Origin of the sequence: Bacillus sp. BP-3, assembly GCF_028401955.1 — a bacterium.
Classification (GTDB): domain Bacteria; phylum Bacillota; class Bacilli; order Bacillales; family Bacillaceae_G; genus Bacillus_A.
The window spans coordinates 1-15632 of sequence record NZ_JAQOTJ010000028.1; the positions used below are offsets into that span (position 1 = coordinate 1).

General features: G+C 35.0%; 20 protein-coding genes. 17 read left to right on the top strand and 3 right to left on the bottom strand.

Features of this window, described 5'->3' with window-relative positions; genetic code table 11:
• Positions 1–826: 826 nt before the first annotated feature.
• The 11 genes from PLX19_RS24310 (at position 827) to tlp (ending at position 7476) form a co-directional block, all read left to right on the top strand.
• The gene (locus tag PLX19_RS24310) at positions 827–1552 is read left to right on the top strand and encodes a metallophosphoesterase family protein (RefSeq protein WP_272191470.1); all 726 of its coding nucleotides are present in this window, start codon (positions 827–829) and stop codon (positions 1550–1552) included.
• Between the two features lie 582 nt (positions 1553–2134).
• Positions 2135–2695: a hypothetical protein gene (locus PLX19_RS24315; RefSeq protein ID WP_272191471.1), complete on the top strand. Its 561-nt coding sequence runs from the start codon at positions 2135–2137 to the stop codon at positions 2693–2695.
• Between the two features lie 126 nt (positions 2696–2821).
• On the top strand, positions 2822–3175 hold the full coding sequence (locus PLX19_RS24320; protein ID WP_272191472.1) for an SH3 domain-containing protein: 354 nt from the start codon (positions 2822–2824) through the stop codon (positions 3173–3175).
• Positions 3176–3238: 63 nt separating this feature from the next.
• Positions 3239–3766 carry a histidine phosphatase family protein gene (locus PLX19_RS24325; RefSeq protein WP_272191473.1) on the top strand — a complete coding sequence of 176 codons (528 nt, stop codon included), beginning with the start codon at positions 3239–3241 and terminating at the stop codon, positions 3764–3766.
• 30 nt (positions 3767–3796) lie between these two features.
• On the top strand, positions 3797–4468 hold the full coding sequence (locus PLX19_RS24330; protein ID WP_272191474.1) for an HAD family hydrolase: 672 nt from the start codon (positions 3797–3799) through the stop codon (positions 4466–4468).
• Positions 4469–4616: 148 nt separating this feature from the next.
• On the top strand, positions 4617–5045 hold the full coding sequence (locus tag PLX19_RS24335; protein WP_272191475.1) for a GNAT family N-acetyltransferase: 429 nt from the start codon (positions 4617–4619) through the stop codon (positions 5043–5045).
• Between the two features lie 100 nt (positions 5046–5145).
• Positions 5146–5721, top strand: coding sequence for a peroxiredoxin family protein (locus PLX19_RS24340; RefSeq protein ID WP_272191476.1), 576 nt, complete (start codon positions 5146–5148; stop codon positions 5719–5721).
• A 96-nt stretch (positions 5722–5817) separates the two neighbouring features.
• The gene (locus tag PLX19_RS24345; protein WP_272191477.1) at positions 5818–6708 is read left to right on the top strand and encodes a 3'-5' exonuclease; all 891 of its coding nucleotides are present in this window, start codon (positions 5818–5820) and stop codon (positions 6706–6708) included.
• Positions 6709–6816: 108 nt separating this feature from the next.
• Complete coding sequence (locus PLX19_RS24350; RefSeq protein ID WP_090913336.1) at positions 6817–6960, top strand: FbpB family small basic protein; 144 nt, start codon at positions 6817–6819, stop codon at positions 6958–6960.
• 42 nt (positions 6961–7002) lie between these two features.
• Positions 7003–7137: an acid-soluble spore protein N gene (locus PLX19_RS24355; protein ID WP_272191479.1), complete on the top strand. Its 135-nt coding sequence runs from the start codon at positions 7003–7005 to the stop codon at positions 7135–7137.
• Between the two features lie 105 nt (positions 7138–7242).
• The gene (tlp, locus tag PLX19_RS24360; RefSeq protein ID WP_272191480.1) at positions 7243–7476 is read left to right on the top strand and encodes a small acid-soluble spore protein Tlp; all 234 of its coding nucleotides are present in this window, start codon (positions 7243–7245) and stop codon (positions 7474–7476) included.
• Positions 7477–7493: 17 nt separating this feature from the next.
• Here the strand turns inward: tlp and PLX19_RS24365 are convergent, their stop codons facing one another.
• On the bottom strand, positions 7494–8783 hold the full coding sequence (locus PLX19_RS24365; RefSeq protein ID WP_272191481.1) for a glycosyl hydrolase family 18 protein: 1290 nt from the start codon (positions 8781–8783) through the stop codon (positions 7494–7496).
• A 110-nt stretch (positions 8784–8893) separates the two neighbouring features.
• Here PLX19_RS24365 and PLX19_RS24370 point away from each other — a divergent pair, with 110 nt between their 5' ends.
• Complete coding sequence (locus tag PLX19_RS24370; RefSeq protein ID WP_272191482.1) at positions 8894–9313, top strand: acyl-CoA thioesterase; 420 nt, start codon at positions 8894–8896, stop codon at positions 9311–9313.
• A gap of 25 nt (positions 9314–9338) precedes the next feature.
• On the opposite strand, the gene PLX19_RS24375 is transcribed toward PLX19_RS24370, so the two are convergent.
• Together PLX19_RS24375 and plsY are read right to left on the bottom strand one after the other, a co-directional pair.
• A complete protein-coding gene (locus PLX19_RS24375) occupies positions 9339–9629 on the bottom strand; it encodes a HesB/YadR/YfhF family protein (protein WP_098918374.1) in 291 nt (96 codons plus the stop codon).
• A gap of 108 nt (positions 9630–9737) precedes the next feature.
• Complete coding sequence (plsY, locus tag PLX19_RS24380; protein WP_272191483.1) at positions 9738–10331, bottom strand: glycerol-3-phosphate 1-O-acyltransferase PlsY; 594 nt, start codon at positions 10329–10331, stop codon at positions 9738–9740.
• Positions 10332–10597: 266 nt separating this feature from the next.
• Here plsY and PLX19_RS24385 point away from each other — a divergent pair, with 266 nt between their 5' ends.
• The 5 genes from PLX19_RS24385 to PLX19_RS24405 all read left to right on the top strand — a co-directional run bounded on the left by PLX19_RS24385 (position 10598) and on the right by PLX19_RS24405 (position 15468).
• Positions 10598–12454 (top strand): anaerobic ribonucleoside triphosphate reductase, encoded by a 1857-nt coding sequence (locus tag PLX19_RS24385; RefSeq protein ID WP_272191498.1) that lies wholly within the window; start codon positions 10598–10600, stop codon positions 12452–12454.
• Positions 12451–12903 (top strand): anaerobic ribonucleoside-triphosphate reductase activating protein, encoded by a 453-nt coding sequence (nrdG, locus tag PLX19_RS24390; RefSeq protein WP_272191484.1) that lies wholly within the window; start codon positions 12451–12453, stop codon positions 12901–12903. Before PLX19_RS24385 ends, nrdG begins: the two co-directional genes overlap by 4 nt.
• A gap of 15 nt (positions 12904–12918) precedes the next feature.
• The gene (locus PLX19_RS24395) at positions 12919–13596 is read left to right on the top strand and encodes a response regulator transcription factor (protein WP_272191486.1); all 678 of its coding nucleotides are present in this window, start codon (positions 12919–12921) and stop codon (positions 13594–13596) included.
• Between the two features lie 177 nt (positions 13597–13773).
• On the top strand, positions 13774–14982 hold the full coding sequence (locus PLX19_RS24400) for a S1C family serine protease (RefSeq protein WP_272191487.1): 1209 nt from the start codon (positions 13774–13776) through the stop codon (positions 14980–14982).
• Between the two features lie 72 nt (positions 14983–15054).
• Complete coding sequence (locus PLX19_RS24405) at positions 15055–15468, top strand: CoA-binding protein (RefSeq protein ID WP_272191488.1); 414 nt, start codon at positions 15055–15057, stop codon at positions 15466–15468.
• Positions 15469–15632: the final 164 nt, after the last annotated feature.

Consider the following 15632-nt stretch of genomic DNA (forward strand, 5'->3'; position numbering starts at 1 on the left):
TTTTTATCAGTGTTGACAGATAAAAAGAGGTTCAGACACAAAAACAGGCTGCGGAGAATACTTTCTCCACAGCCTGAGAGCTGTATGTACTACAGCTCTATTTTTATTTTGTGTAGGTTTGAAATGCTGTTATTAATTTTGATAAATCATCAAAACAAGCTCTTCCCATGGTAAATTAAATAGTTGTTTTATAAAAAAGTTTGACTGATTTGTGTTCCTTTTTCAGCTAACACACCAACTAGTTTAATGTTCTTCTTTAAAAGTTTTGTGGTTTTTCAACATATAAACCTAAAATATATCCACAATTTAAACAGAAATATGAAGAGATTGGTGAAGATTGACTTCTTGGATTGTTATAGGAAAACATATGAACTACTCCGTTGCCTGCATTTATAATCCCTTTCTCAATTTGATTAGCATTACACTTAGGACATACTTTCTCTTTCAACGCTTTTCACTCCATTCTTTTATTCAAGTTCCATTCTCATATATATTTTAACAGGAATTTGAAATGTGTTGCTCTATTAAACTGCATCTTTAGTTCCTTAAGATTAAGTTGGAAATTACAAAGCGTTTTCAGTTAATCTTTTTTCAAAACTACAGTTCACTCACGTCTAATATGTTAAACTCCCGCATATATGTGAATTTGAAATAGAGTCACGATGTTTAATAGCAAGAGCTGATCCTAAAAATATTTAGTGTCGGCTTTTTCCAATTAATGTAGAATAATAGTATGAATATTCGTTTTATATAAATTGAGGGCAGAATTTTTTCATATTTATGATGAAATAAAAGTGAAACTATAAATTCTGAAGGGGTAATTGGTATGAAATTTGCTATAATGGCTGATATTCATGGAAATAAAGATGCCTTACAAGCTGTGCTAACAGATATTAATAACCGAGGGATTCAATCTATTTATAATTTAGGGGATAGCTTATATGGTCCTTTATTTCCACTGGAAACCTATGATCTTTTAATGAACCAAAATATTCAAAGTATTAAAGGGAATTGCGATCGAATTTTATTAGAGTCTAATACGTCTAATTTAACAGTTCAATATGTACAGAATTTATTAGAGGATGAGCATAAAAAGTGGATTTCTAATTTGCCTAATTTTTTACAAACAGATGATTTTTATTTTTGTCATGGAACACCGACAAGTGATGAAATATATTTGTTAGAGGAAATGAACGCTAGTGGATCAGTGCTTAAAAAGACAGAAGATATTATGAAATTAGTAAGTGGTATTCCACAAAGGCTTATTTTTTGTGCACATACACATATCCCAAGAGTCATTTATCTTCCAAATGATAAAATAATTATTAACCCAGGAAGTGTTGGGCTACCTGCTTATGAAGATGAATTACCAATCTATCATAAAATGGAATCAGGTTCACCATTTGCTAATTATACAATTGTTACAAAACAAGAAAATGATTGGATGATAGAGCAATTACATATTCCTTATAATCGAGATGGAGCAATTAACAAAAGTGAAATAAATGGTCGCTTAGATTGGGCTAGAGCAGTGAAAACAGGAAGAATATAAACTTTTATAAACTGAGAAGTATGATGATGATAACCTTTAGATATAATTACGACTAAAGGTTTTTTTAGTATAAAAAATGAAACAAATGCAAAATTACAAGGAGACAAGTTTATGGAAAATAATAAAAATGTAATACTCGCTTTGACTATTTTTGCTTTAGGTTTAGCATTTTTTGTTGGTGGCATGGTTTATTCATTATGGGGATCATTTTGAATGCTTAAATTGTCGGTTTGAAACAAAGATGCATCGTTTGTAAAAAAGTCGTATCTTTTTTATAAAAATTTTATAACCATTCACAAGAAAAGACTTCATTTTGCGCAATCTTTATTTCAAAATGAAGTTTTTCTTATACAAACAAATATGGTTTAATAACATTCTTTTAATTAACCTTTATTTCAAAGTTATAACATACATATTATTTTAAAGAAAGTTCTTGTAAGAAACGTTTGATTGTTGCAAATGCGTAAGTTTCTTTATTTTTTAATGCGCAGGAAAATGAAGGGACGGTGTGAGAAAGTGCTATAAGGAACGAGATTCATAAAAAAGAAACGATTGCTTTTTCATATCAAAGGAGGGAATCGTATGTATATTGTGTTCGGGATTGGACTTTTAATTGTAGTTTTTATCTTTTTATTAGCAGAAAAAATTACTCCAAACTCAGCGATGATGGTAAGTTTTCAAGGAAAACAATTGAAAAAGTTTCTTTTAGGACTAACAGCAATTGGTGTTCTTTGTACCGCTTACGGTATATATCATAAAATGACATATAAACTTCTTTATATGGATGTTACGGTAAAAAATGAGAAATATACTGTCTTTGGAAATATCGGAGAGTTAGGATATTATTCTGAGGAATTGATTAAAAAGGGAAAAGAAACACACATGTATATAACACTTTGGGAGGATATTCATCTAGCGGATACTCAAATTGTGATCACTTATCCATCTGGAAAAGTGGAAGTTTGGGAGCCGAAACTGTCTTTGCTTACGGATACAACGAAACAAGAGGTGAATAAGAAGTTTAAAATCAAAGGAATTTATGAACTGTCTCCTTACACGTTTAAAGAATCGGGAAATGTAAAAGTCACTTTAAAAAATGGAGCGGATACGATTGGTAGTATGTCAGTGAAAGTGCAAGAATGATTTTCGAAGTGCGTACATTTTGCTTTTTATATAAAAGGATTCACTAGACTTTTTGTCGAATTTACAGGAAATAGGTGGGTTTATAGTATTACTAATAAAGTGTAGATAAGAGAGAAGGGATTCGTAGTGAATTATGTAGTTTTAAAAAGTCATAGGACGAATTATCCGAATCCTATTAGCTTAGTTAAAGGGCAGTCATTTAGTATTGGTGAAAAATATAAAGGATTAGAGAATTGGGATAATTGGTACTTCTGTACAACAATCGATAAAAATGATTCCGGGTGGGTGCCAGCGCAATTTATTCAATGGAAAGGAAAAGAAGGTATTGCTATGGAAGATTATACCGCAAAAGAGTTGAATGTTGATGAAGGGGAACAACTAGTAGGGTTAAATGAACTTAATGGATGGATTTGGTGCAAAAGAGTTCTAACTCTAGAAGAAGGATGGGTACCAAAAGAAAATGTAAAGCTCGTTATATAAATAGTAAGAAGAGCGATTAATCAAGGGGAATAAAAATTTGCAAGTAACTGGGAGGCTGGAGCAGTGATTTATGTAGTTCGACACGGACAAACCGATTTGAATAAAGAAGGAAGACTGCAAGGAAGAGCCGGATTACCTTTAAATGAACATGGTATAGAGCAAGCGAAACGTTTAAGAGACAAATTGGAAAATATAAAATTTGACTACGTATTTTGCTCTCCGCAAGAAAGAGCAATTCAAACAGCGGAGATAGCAACAGGTATAAAAGTAATAATTGATGAAAGACTTGATGTTTTTAATTTAGGAGAAGCGGATGGATTAAAAAAAGGTGAAGTAAAAATGGCTGGAGCTGTGCCAGATTCCAGTGTTTATAACGGTGTTGAAGAACCTAATCGTTACGTGAAAAGAATCTTTGGTTTCATGAATGAACTTGAAAGTAAATATAGGAAAAACGAGCTGAATATTTTATTATCCGGACATAGATGTACAACAGGGTGTATTGCTGCTTATTTTGAAGGGATACCAGAAGACAGTAATATTCTTAGACTTTCATCAAATAATGGAGAATATAAAGTATACAACTTCAAATAATCTAAAGATTTTGAAATGAGGAGAAGCTATATGATTAAAGCTATTATTTTTGATTTAGATGGAACTCTATTAGACAGAGATCAGTCTCTTAAACTGTTTATTAGAGACCAATATAAAAGATATCTCGGTGAACTTAAGCATATATCTGAAGAACAATATGTAACTAGGTTTATTGAATTAGATAATAAGGGTTATGTTTGGAAAGACAAAGTATATGAGCAATTACTTAGAGAATATGGTATTTCCAGTTTAACTTGGGAGCAGTTATTAGAGGATTACATAAAGAGTTTTCAGCATCACTGTATGCCATTCCCTCATATGGAGAACGTTTTACAGGAGCTCAAAAAAAGAGGGTTCTTATTAGGCATGATTACAAATGGATTTACTGAATTTCAATTACTGAACATTCGTGCTCTTGGAATTGAGAAGTATATGGATACTATATTAGTGTCCGAGCAAGAGGGGATAAAAAAACCACAAGCTGAAATCTTTCTAAGAGCTTTAGAAAGATTAGGTGTCAAACCTGAAGAAAGTATATACATAGGCGATCATCCAGAAAATGATGTAATCGGGGCTAGAAATGTAGGGATGCATGCGATATGGAAGAAGGATACATTTTGGGGACAGCCTTTTACAGGTGAACATGTTATTGAGGATTTAGAAGAGTTGTTGGAAGTAGTGAATATAGTTTCAAAAGTTTAAATGATTTCTAAGAATAGATTGTATTGAATATGGAGGTATTTATGAAATTTGTTTTATTATTTGGACCGCAAGAGGTTGCTAAAATCATTCAGGAAAAGTTTCAATTATAAATTTGTAATACAGATGCACTACATACAAGGGGTGTTATATGTTGCGTATTAGAGAGGCAACAGAAAGTGATGCAGTGGAAATTTTATATATTCGAAAACGAGCAATTCGTTGGGGAATTGTTATAAAGGAAACCGGTGATTTTGTCGGAACAGTGGGTTTTAACAATTTACAAGTTTGGAGTAAACGAGCTGAGATAGGTTACGATATTCACTCTGCTTTTTGGAGAAAAGGGTATGCATCTGAAGCAGTAAAAGAAGTGTTAGCATATGGTTTTCAAGAGTTAGATCTATTTCGGATTGGAGCGATTACATATCCTGAAAATATGGCATCTTCACATTTGTTATTAAAATTAGGGTTTCAGAAAGAAGGATTATTAAGAGGTTATATTTATCAAGGAAACCAATCAATTGATGCTTTAGTTTATTCCATTTTGAAGACGGGTTGGAAGAAAGAGAGTAATCTTTAATGTTGAATATTTCCATCTTTCTCCGTATAAGCTAAAATAAAGTAAAACTTTCATTTTTGAGGACCTGGGGGACAAAGATAAAATATAAGGAATGATGTAAATGTGGAGAAAATTAGCAATTGTTGTTGTGTTATTAGGTTTAGCTGGCTATGCAGTCTATCAGCAGTTTGGGAAAGAGAAAGTAGAAGTTGCAGATAATCAAGAGCAAAGTACAGTGGATGAAAAAGAAGTAATTGCGCAAAATGGTATTGAAATTGGAAAAGTGGCACCTGATTTCGAATTGTCCAAGCTAGACGGTACTAAGGTAAAGCTTTCTGATTTAAAGGGTAAGAAGGTTATTGTGAATTTTTGGGCAACGTGGTGCGGTCCATGTCAAAGGGAAATGCCAGATATGCAGGAGTTTTATAGTAAATACCAGAAGGATGTAGAAATATTAGCAGTGAATTATACAGCGTCAGAGGGAACTGAAGGAAAAGAGAAGGTCCGAAAATTTGCAGAGGAAAAAGGGGTAACCTTTCCGATTCTTCTTGATACAGATATAAAGGTAACAACTACTTATAAAGTCATTACGATTCCAACGTCATATTTTGTTGATACAAAAGGTGTTATCCAAGATAAAATTATTGGACCGATGACGGTGAAGGAAATGGAGAAAAGAGTTGCAAATTTAAAGTAAAGATGCAAATAGGAATGGAATGTGTGCCATTCCTATTTTCTATTTAAAAGCCAATTCATTAAGTTATAATATAAATAAAAAGCTGAGGAGAAGGTTATGGGAACTTTTATAGGTGATTATGTTGTAATTGATTTTGAAACAACAGGATTCAATCCTTATCAAGATAGTATTATTCAAATGGCTGCAATTCGATATCGAAATCATATATGTACGGATCAATTTGTTTCGTATGTGAATCCAGAGAAAATGATTCCAAGTCGTATTACGATGTTGACGGGGATTCGGAATTTTGATGTTGCAGCTGCGCCGACAATTGATATTGTATTACCAGAGTTTGTTTCCTTTCTTGGAGAAGATACAATTATTGCTCATAATGCTTCTTTTGATATAAGGTTTTTAAAGAGTAATATGGAACGATTAAGACTTGGCACACCGAAAAATGTCGTGATTGATACACTTAGTTTAGCAAAACGATATATAAAACATGTACCAAACCATAAATTAGAAACTCTTAAACAATTGTTACAAATTGAAGTAGCCTCTCATAATGCATTAGATGATTGTCTCACTTGTGCAGCTGTATATCAAAAATGTGCAGAGCTAAAGGGTGGAAAAGTAAAAAAGGTAATTTCTGAAGGTGTAACAAAGGACGAAGAAAGAGCATATGAGATCGTAAAAGAAATACTGGAAAAGCATAATAAAGATACAACAGTGATTCGTCACGCCTGTGTCGGGAATTATTTGGACATTAAAGCAATGAGTTCCTTTGCAAGAATTAAGCTAAAGGGAAGAAAACGATACGTATTAATCAATAAAGAACAAGATGAAATAGTAGCATTGTATCCGAACGTTTTATGTGAGGGTGCTACGAAAAGTGAATGGGGCCTTACAAGAATCATGATTGATCAGCCTGAAGATTTAGTTGCTTTTGCAGATGTGATACTTGAAGCATATGAGACAGGAATGCAAACGTTGCAGCGTTCATAAAGAGAAGTTATGTGAATTGTATGTGCAAAAAATAAAATTTTCTCACAAATCTGATTAGGGTGTTTTTTTACTGTTCATACTAGTAATACGAAAGTGAGGGTGAACAGTATGAGACGAACACGACGAAAATCGTTTGAAGAACTTGTGAAAGAAAATAAACGGCAACTACTCAATGATCGTGATGCGATTGAACGGATTGAAGAAAAATTAGAAAAGCGTTACGAAATACGTATTTTTAAACAGGCTGAATAATTCTTACAACTAGAATGATACTAGTTGTAAGGAGGCGATATGATGGGTAATCCAAAGAAAAAACCACAAGATTTTGCACCAAATCAAATTGGGATGCAATCAAGAGCAGCAGGCGGTAATAAAGGAAAACAAATGCAAGATAAATCAGGGAAACAACCGATTGTTGATAACGGTTAGAAAGAGGGAGAATGGAATCATTCTCCCTCTTTTTTTGCATACATAATTACAGGTTTTTTTTACAAACTAATGTTGTATGTATTTTCAATAAAGGAGGAAGACAAGATGCCAGAACAATATAAAACAAGTCCAAACCCAGATGATCGCAGTGATAACGTTGAGAAATTGCAAGAGGCGGTATATAACACAATTGAAAATATGAACGAAGCAAGAGAAGCTGCCGAGTTTTCAAATGAGAAAGACCGCGCAGAAATCGAAGCGAAAAATGAGCGCCGCATGGAAAGTATTGAAGGAATGCGAAAAGAAATTAAAGAGGAAGCTGCGTATCGTAATCAGTAAGAGAAGGCTGACAATTGTCAGCCTTTTTTTGTAATGGAAAAGTTTTCTGAAAGGAGTCGCCAATTTTGCGGGAAAGGTAAGCCGATTTTCCAATAACTGATACCGCGAATTCCTAGTTCTTTTATTAAATTAAACTTACTTTGAACAGATCTAGCATCTTCAAACCATACTTCATGTTTTACTCCATTTGCATCGTAATAATTGAAGTGAGGAGCTTGAGAAGTGAAGTCATATTGAATTGGGACATTGTGTTTGCGGGCAAGTGCAACGGCAGCAATAGAACTAACTGCTTTTGCAGGAGGATTTCCTGGTTTAAACGGAACAATCCAATCAAATCCGTATAAGTTTTGCCCCATCATAATTTTCCGCGGCGGCATTTGTGATTTTGCATATTGAAGAACTTGTTTTACAGGACCAATTGGAGATACTGCAAGAGGCGGTCCACCTTGCCATCCCCAGTCGTATGTCATAATGACAACGAAATCAACAATTTCACCTTGTGCCTTATAATCATGAGCTGCAGCTGGACCTTTTTGAGTTGAACTTGTTTTTGGGACGACAGTTGTACTGAGTGTATATCCTTTTGGTAAACGTGTTTTTACTTTGCGTAAAAATTGATTATATGCTTCGCGGTCTGCTGGTGCAAAGTTCTCAAAATCGAAGTGGACATCACGCATGCCGTATTTTTGAGCGGTTTGTAAAATGTTTGTAATAAACGTATTTTGAATGGTTTCGTTGCGTAAAATAATGCTTGCTAACTCAGAGCTAAAACTTCCATTTTCAAGATTTGTAATAACGAGCATTGGAATTGTCTGCCCTTGTTTTGCAATTGAGACGATTTCAGATGTTTGTGTGGGTTCTTTCAGTGTTCCATCACGTTTTGCTTCAAAACTAAAGTAGGCCAAATAGGTTAAATATGAATTGATCGCTTTGGTGGAAGCAATTAAGCTTTCTTTAATCGGAATTGTGGATGGTTGTAAATAGGCAATGGATTCAATAATTTTTTTTGTTCCTTTTGGTACATATAATTGCTGTCCGACTTGGAGTGGGGATTTTAATGATAAATGATTCACTTTTGCTAAACTGGCAAGAGGTACGTTGTAGGTTAAGGAAATTTTATATAAGCTATCGCCAGGTTGTACATAGTAGGTATTTCCATGTGTATTCACAATTAATGCTTGCCCCACGACGAGTGTTTCACCTGGGTTTAATCCATTATCTTTTACAATTATTTCTGCTGTTGTTCCGTACTGCTTAGCTAATTTATACACGTTATCTCCGCTTTGTACAGTTATGATTTGTAGCATATGCTCACTCCTTTAAGGAAAAAAGATCCGCCGCTTCTATTTTATTTTCAGATTCTCTGTATTATGATTAAAGGTGTAGAAAGAAATGCAAGCGAGAAGGAGTTAACATGATGTTTATAGCAGAACAGGAGATTGACATCCGTTATGCAGAGACAGATCAAATGGGTGTCGTGTATCACGCAAACTATTTAGTATGGTTAGAACTTGGCCGTACGAAATTAATTCAAGACTTAGGGTTTTCGTATGTTGAAATGGAGAATGATGGAATTGTATCTCCTGTACTTGATTTGCAAATTACATATCGAAAAGCAATGCGTTACGGAGAAAAAGCTATTGTGAAAACATGGGTGGAGTCTGTGAGCCCACTACGTGTTGTATATGGCTATGAAATTTATAATGGAAACGGTGAGCGTTGTATTACAGCATTTACAACGAATATTTGCGCGAAAAAAGAAGGTTTTCGTCCAGTGTCATTTAAAAAATTGTACCCAAAATGGTATGAGATGTATGAGAAGATTAAAAAGCAATAAAAAAACGTGGCGTAGGCCACGTTTTTTATTTTACATAATGAAATTGCGGGAACTCATCATCAGCGCTAAGTGTAACAGACAAGTCATGACCATCAAAGAACCATTCATCATCGCCTTCAATAAAGAAAGTAATACCATCTTCTTGGAATTGTACGACAGGAGTAGCAGGATCGTCTTTACGAATTCCTAAAGAAAGACCTTTTTGAACGGTACTACATCCACCGTATTGTACGAAAAAGCGAAGACTATCACCGGTTTGTAAACCAAGCTCGTTTTTATACCAGTTTAGTGCTTCTTTTGATACTGAAATGTTCATCTAGTATTCCTCCAACATAATCACTTTTTCTTTTAGTATAAAAAATAACGCAAAAAGACGCCATTTATATGCTTCGCGTTTTCTTTTTGCGTTATGTGGGTCACAATCTTATTTTTGTTTTTTTGTTAATTTTGCTTTTGGTTCTGTTTTATTTATAATTCGTCCAATATTTGCACGGTGTCTATAAATAACCATTCCAGCCAATAAGCACATGGCAATAATGAAGATTTTATCCCCGTTTATAAGTGCTGCAATAACAGCGAAGACGGCTGTTATCATAGAAGAAAGTGATACATATCTCGTCGTAAATAATAGGGTGAAAAAGATAGCCGCTAATATTACAAAGGAAAGTGGTGCGTAGCATAATAATACACCGGCAGAAGTAGCAACTGCTTTTCCACCGCGGAACTTTGCAAAGATGGGGTATACATGTCCTACCACTGCAGCTAATCCAAACCATAGGGGATGGATATTTAACCCAAACATGATCGGTAGCGCTGTAGCCAAAGTCCCTTTTAAAATATCAGCAATTGTAACAATAAAACCTGCCTTTTTCCCTAATGTACGAAATGTATTCGTTCCTCCTAAATTTCCGCTGCCGTGTTCGCGAATGTCGATTCCATAACCAATCTTTCCAACAACAAGTGCAGATGGAATCGAGCCGAGTAAATAGGCAACGATAAATACAAGATATGTAAGCATAAGTTCAGTCTCCTTTATTCAAATGTGTTGATAAAGGGTAAAAAGAGTTTTTCCCGTATATTGTACCACACATTTGTAAAGATCACATTTCTTTTTTGTAAGGTGAAATTTCAACTCGGAAATATGAGGAAAAATGGATTCAAAAGATCTTAAAAAAACTTTCACAAGAATGTTACATTTTTCACAGATTCACTCTTACTATATGTTGTATCATTTTGATAGTAAATGAACAAGATGTTGTTGGGGGTTAAGGAATGAATCAAGAAATGAAAAAAAATAGTGAATATGATGAGAATCTAAAGGGGATTTTCGCGAAAATTGTTCATGCAAATGAACAAGATTTAATGCAAGAAAATGCAAATGTTGATGGTCGATCTCCAATGGGAATGATGGGAAAATTTGCTTCTGAAAGTGCAAGGTATTATGCGATAGAAGAACTGCTTTCTGAGAAAGTGAAACAAGCAATTGATCAAAATATTTTATATCCGCATGACTTAGATTTTTATGCAACAGGTACGACAACCTGTTCGCAAATTCCGTTAGCGCAAATGCTGCAAAACGGGTTTCATACAGGGCACGGGCATATGAGGCAGCCACAAGATATTAAAAGTGCATTGGCGCTTTCTTCTATTATTTTTCAAGCGAATCAAAATATGCAGCATGGTGGACAATCATTTGCGCTATTCGATGTAGATTTGGCGCCATATGTGAGAAAAACGTTTGAGCGACATAAAAAACGTTTAGCAACATATCCGTTAACAGCTGAGCAAATAGAAGAGTTTGCGTGGAAAGAAACAGAAAATGATACGTATCAAGCATGTGAGGCGTTTATTCATAATTCGAATAGTATGCATAGCAGAGGTGGGGGGCAAGTTCCGTTTATTTCCATTAATTACGGAACAGATACAACAAAAGAAGGAAGATTATTAATTAAACAATTATTACGAGCGACTCAAGCTGGATTAGGAAAAGGAGAAACACCAATTTTTCCGATTCAAATCTTCAAGTTAAAAAAGGGAGTAAATTTTGAAGAGAAAGATCCAAATTATGACTTGTTTCAATTAGCAATAGAAACGACAGCGAAACGATTATTCCCAAATTTTTCATTTTTAGATGCGCCATTTAATGCAGCGTATTATGATGGACGTCCTGAAAGTGAAGTGTGTTATATGGGGTGTCGTACGCGTGTTATGTCTAATATTCATGGGGAAGAAACTGCGATTGGAAGAGGGAATTTATCGTTTACTTCTCTTAACTTAGTGAAATTAGCGTGTATAAGTGGATCGAAAGAAGCATTTTTTGAAGCCTTAAATTATTATGTGGATCTAGGTATTTGTCAATTATTAGAGAGGCTTTCCTATCAATCAACGAAAAAATCAAGAGATTTTCAATTTTTATATTCGCAAGGAGTATGGCGTGGCGGTGAAAAATTGAAGCCTGAGGATGCTGTTGCTGAAATTTTAAAACAAGGTACATTAAGTATAGGTTTTATAGGTCTAGCGGAATGTTTAGTTGCTTTAACGGGAAAACATCATGGAGAAGACAAAGAATCTTGGAAGCTTGGATATGAGATTATTGAATATATGAGAAAGAAAATGGATCAAGCAACAGAGGAACATCAATTGAATTTCTCATTAATTGCAACTCCGGCAGAAGGATTATCTGGAAAGTTTATCAAACAAGATCGAGCTGAATTTGGAACAATTACAGGTGTAACAGATCATAATTTTTATACAAATTCATTCCATATCCCTGTTTATTATCCTATTCAAGCCATTGATAAAATTCGTTTAGAAGGACCATTTCACGCGCTTTGTAATGGTGGTCATATTACGTATATTGAGCTTGACGGAGCGGCTATTCATAATCAAAAAGCATTACAGCAAATTGTGAAGGCAATGGCTCAATATGGCGTAGGATATGGATCAATTAATCACCCGGTCGATCGCTGTAAATGTTGTGGTTATCATGGGATAATTGGAAATGAATGCCCAAGCTGTGGGAATGAAAATGAACATGACTTTGAAAGAATTCGCCGCATTACTGGATATCTTGTAGGAGACATGTCAAAGTGGAACAGCGCGAAACGCAGTGAAGAAAAGGAGCGGGTGAAACATTCATGAGAGTAATGAACATCATTCATGATAGTGTGGTAGATGGGGAAGGGTTGCGGACAGTCGTATTTTTTGCGGGCTGTCCGCATCGTTGTTTTGGCTGTCATAATCCACAGTCTTGGAATATTTGTAATGGGACTGAGATGACAAAAGAAGAAATAATAAATGAGATTGAAAAAAATCCCCTTACTGATGTAACATTTTCAGGTGGAGATCCATTTTTCCAAGCTGCTGAAATAAAAGAACTAGCAAAAAACGTGAAAGATTTACAAAAAAATTTATGGATTTATACAGGTTATACGTTTGAAGAGATACAGAATTCGCAAAATAATGATATGATAGAGTTATTGCACTATGCTGATGTGCTAGTAGATGGAAGATTTGAGCTAGAGATGCGAGATCTCACCCTGCCGTTTCGAGGGAGCTCGAATCAACGTATTATTCGATTGAAAGAGTAAAAGGACGGGATAGGATTGAATAAGACAGTTTTACTTGTTGAAGATGAAAGAAGATTACGAGAAATAGTTAGTGATTATTTTCGTAATGAGGGATTTGAAGTGATCGAAGCAGAAGATGGCAAGCAAGCATTAGAACTGTTTGCGGAGCACACTGTGGATTTAATTATATTAGATATAATGTTACCAGAAATTGACGGTTGGTCTGTATGTAGACGTGTAAGAAAAGAATCAGCTGTACCGATTATTATGCTAACAGCTCGCTCCGATGAAGATGATACTTTACTTGGTTTTGAACTAGGAGCGGATGAATATGTAACAAAACCGTTTAGTCCGAAGATTTTAGTTGCTCGTGCCAAAACATTATTAAAGCGTGCAGACGGTGCAGTAGGGCAAGCGGAGGAAAATACGCTTTCATTTGCTGGTATCGATGTGAATCGTTTGTCACGTACGGTAACGGTAAATGGTGAAGAGGTAATATTAACACATAAAGAATTTGAGTTGCTTGTTTACTTAATGGAGAATAAAGGAATTGTATTATCTCGTCAGCATTTGTTAGATCAGCTTTGGGGATATGATTATTTCGGAGATGATCGTACAGTCGATACGCATATTAAGAAACTTCGCAATAAGTTAGGTGATAAAGCAACACATATTAGTACAGTTATTCGTGTAGGATACAAATTTGAAGAATGAAACATCTGTTCCCAATTAAGCATCATTATATTCATTGCATGTACAATTTTTTGTATCTTTGTCTACAATGAATATGATAGTATTTTTTTGTTTGGATTTCACGATGAGTTCACAGAAAGGACACACATCGTGTATATACTAAAAATACGATATCAGCAGAGAGGGGATAAGTAAATTATGGGATACTATGACCAACCAGAAACGAATGAAACTCGGACGGAAATTGTAAAATCAAAAAGCAAAAAAGGATATTTTTTCACGGGGGTTGTCGGTGCTGTCATCGGTGCCGTTACAATTAGCGTTGCAACTCCGTATATGCCTTGGGTAAGTAACAGTGTAGTTTCACAATCAAAAGTAGAGGGAACAGTGGTTCCAGTTGTGAATAAAACAAATGGTGAAACGGATCTTCCTGGTATGATTGAAGGATCAAAAGAAGTAGTGGTTGGTGTAATTAACTATCAAAAAACTGTAGATCCATTTTCCGCTGATCAACAAGGGCAAGAAGCTGAGGCGGGATCAGGATCAGGTGTAATTTATAAAAAAGTTGGAAATAAAGCACTTATTGTAACGAATAACCATGTTGTAGATGGTGCGAATAAATTAGAAGTAAAGTTAAGTAACGGAACAAAGGTTGAAGCGAAATTAGTAGGGAAAGATCCATTGTTAGATCTTGCTGTTGTTGAGATTGATGGGAAAAACATTAACAAAGTTGCAACTCTAGGAAATTCAGATAAAATCCGTGCAGGAGAATCTGCAATCGCAATTGGTAACCCGCTTGGTTTTGATGGAAGTGTAACAGAAGGAATTATCAGTAGTAAAAATCGTGAAATTCCAGTTGATATTAACAATGACAAACGTCCTGATTGGCAAGCGCAAGTAATTCAAACGGATGCAGCGATTAACCCAGGGAATAGCGGCGGTGCATTATTTAATCAAAATGGTGAAGTAATCGGTATTAACTCTAGTAAAATTGCACAGCAAGAAGTAGAAGGAATTGGCTTTGCGATTCCAATCAATGTGGCAAAACCAGTTATTGATTCCCTTGAAAAATTTGGTGAAGTAAAACGACCTGTAATGGGTGTTGGAGTAAGGGGTCTTGAGGAAATTCCAAGCTATGCATTAAGTCAATTGAAATTACCGAAAGATGTAACAGGCGGGGTTCTGTTAGCACAGGTTGATCCAGCATCACCAGCAGAAAAAGCAGGATTGCAAAAGTATGATATTGTTGTTGGCTTTGATGACCAAAAAATAGAAAATGCAGTTCAATTCCGTAAATATTTATATGAGAAGAAAAAAGTTGGCGATAAAATCGAAGTGACAGCGTATCGAAATGGTGAGAAAATAAAGAAAACAGTCACATTAGCTGCTACTGCTAACTCGAATTAATAAAGAAAGTCTCTTTCATGTTGAAAGAGACTTTCTTTATCGGCTATACTAAATGAACAGGAGGGATTACATATGACTATTGAAAATCCAACTCGTACGGAAATTGGAGAGGTTTTAAAAAATAGTAAGACGATTGCAGTTGTCGGATTATCTGCTAATCCGGAACGTACTTCCTATATGGTGTCAAAAGCGATGCAAGATGCAGGATATCGTATTATTCCTGTTAACCCAACGGTAGATACTGTATTGGGAGAAAAGGCGGTAAAATCGCTAGCTGAAATAAAAGAACCTGTTGATATCGTCAATGTATTTCGTCGTTCTGAATTTTTAATGGATGTTGCAAAAGAGTTTGTGCAGATTGAAGCGAGTACATTTTGGGCACAATTAGGTTTACAAAACGAAGAAGCATATCATTTTTTGAAAGAAAAAGGTTATACTGTCATTATGAATCGCTGCATTAAAGTTGAACATGCAATGACAAGATAAAGTGAAACTTTAATCAGAGGGGGGAGATTTATCCCCCGCTGATTACTGTCCGCGAATAGCGGGATAAGTCTTATTTGTGAAGTTTATTGAATTCCTATTCATTCAATAGGGAAAAGCAGATGAACGAGGTGTTCATCATGAAGTTTTTTAAAGGTTGTTTTTGG

What these genes read in the sequence shown, in the direction of transcription:
- PLX19_RS24310 (WP_272191470.1), top strand. Translation starts at nt 827, where the DNA reads ATGAAATTTGCTATAATGGCTGATATTCATGGAAATAAAGATGCCTTA.
- PLX19_RS24315 (WP_272191471.1), top strand. Translation starts at nt 2,135, where the DNA reads ATGTATATTGTGTTCGGGATTGGACTTTTAATTGTAGTTTTTATCTTT.
- PLX19_RS24330 (WP_272191474.1), top strand. Translation starts at nt 3,797, where the DNA reads ATGATTAAAGCTATTATTTTTGATTTAGATGGAACTCTATTAGACAGA.
- PLX19_RS24335 (WP_272191475.1), top strand. Translation starts at nt 4,617, where the DNA reads ATGTTGCGTATTAGAGAGGCAACAGAAAGTGATGCAGTGGAAATTTTA.
- PLX19_RS24340 (WP_272191476.1), top strand. Translation starts at nt 5,146, where the DNA reads ATGTGGAGAAAATTAGCAATTGTTGTTGTGTTATTAGGTTTAGCTGGC.
- PLX19_RS24345 (WP_272191477.1), top strand. Translation starts at nt 5,818, where the DNA reads ATGGGAACTTTTATAGGTGATTATGTTGTAATTGATTTTGAAACAACA.
- PLX19_RS24350 (WP_090913336.1), top strand. Translation starts at nt 6,817, where the DNA reads ATGAGACGAACACGACGAAAATCGTTTGAAGAACTTGTGAAAGAAAAT.
- PLX19_RS24355 (WP_272191479.1), top strand. Translation starts at nt 7,003, where the DNA reads ATGGGTAATCCAAAGAAAAAACCACAAGATTTTGCACCAAATCAAATT.
- tlp (WP_272191480.1), top strand. Translation starts at nt 7,243, where the DNA reads ATGCCAGAACAATATAAAACAAGTCCAAACCCAGATGATCGCAGTGAT.
- PLX19_RS24365 (WP_272191481.1), bottom strand. Translation starts at nt 8,783, where the DNA reads ATGCTACAAATCATAACTGTACAAAGCGGAGATAACGTGTATAAATTA.
- PLX19_RS24370 (WP_272191482.1), top strand. Translation starts at nt 8,894, where the DNA reads ATGTTTATAGCAGAACAGGAGATTGACATCCGTTATGCAGAGACAGAT.
- PLX19_RS24375 (WP_098918374.1), bottom strand. Translation starts at nt 9,629, where the DNA reads ATGAACATTTCAGTATCAAAAGAAGCACTAAACTGGTATAAAAACGAG.
- plsY (WP_272191483.1), bottom strand. Translation starts at nt 10,331, where the DNA reads ATGCTTACATATCTTGTATTTATCGTTGCCTATTTACTCGGCTCGATT.
- PLX19_RS24385 (WP_272191498.1), top strand. Translation starts at nt 10,598, where the DNA reads ATGAAAAAAAATAGTGAATATGATGAGAATCTAAAGGGGATTTTCGCG.
- nrdG (WP_272191484.1), top strand. Translation starts at nt 12,451, where the DNA reads ATGAGAGTAATGAACATCATTCATGATAGTGTGGTAGATGGGGAAGGG.
- PLX19_RS24400 (WP_272191487.1), top strand. Translation starts at nt 13,774, where the DNA reads ATGGGATACTATGACCAACCAGAAACGAATGAAACTCGGACGGAAATT.
- PLX19_RS24405 (WP_272191488.1), top strand. Translation starts at nt 15,055, where the DNA reads ATGACTATTGAAAATCCAACTCGTACGGAAATTGGAGAGGTTTTAAAA.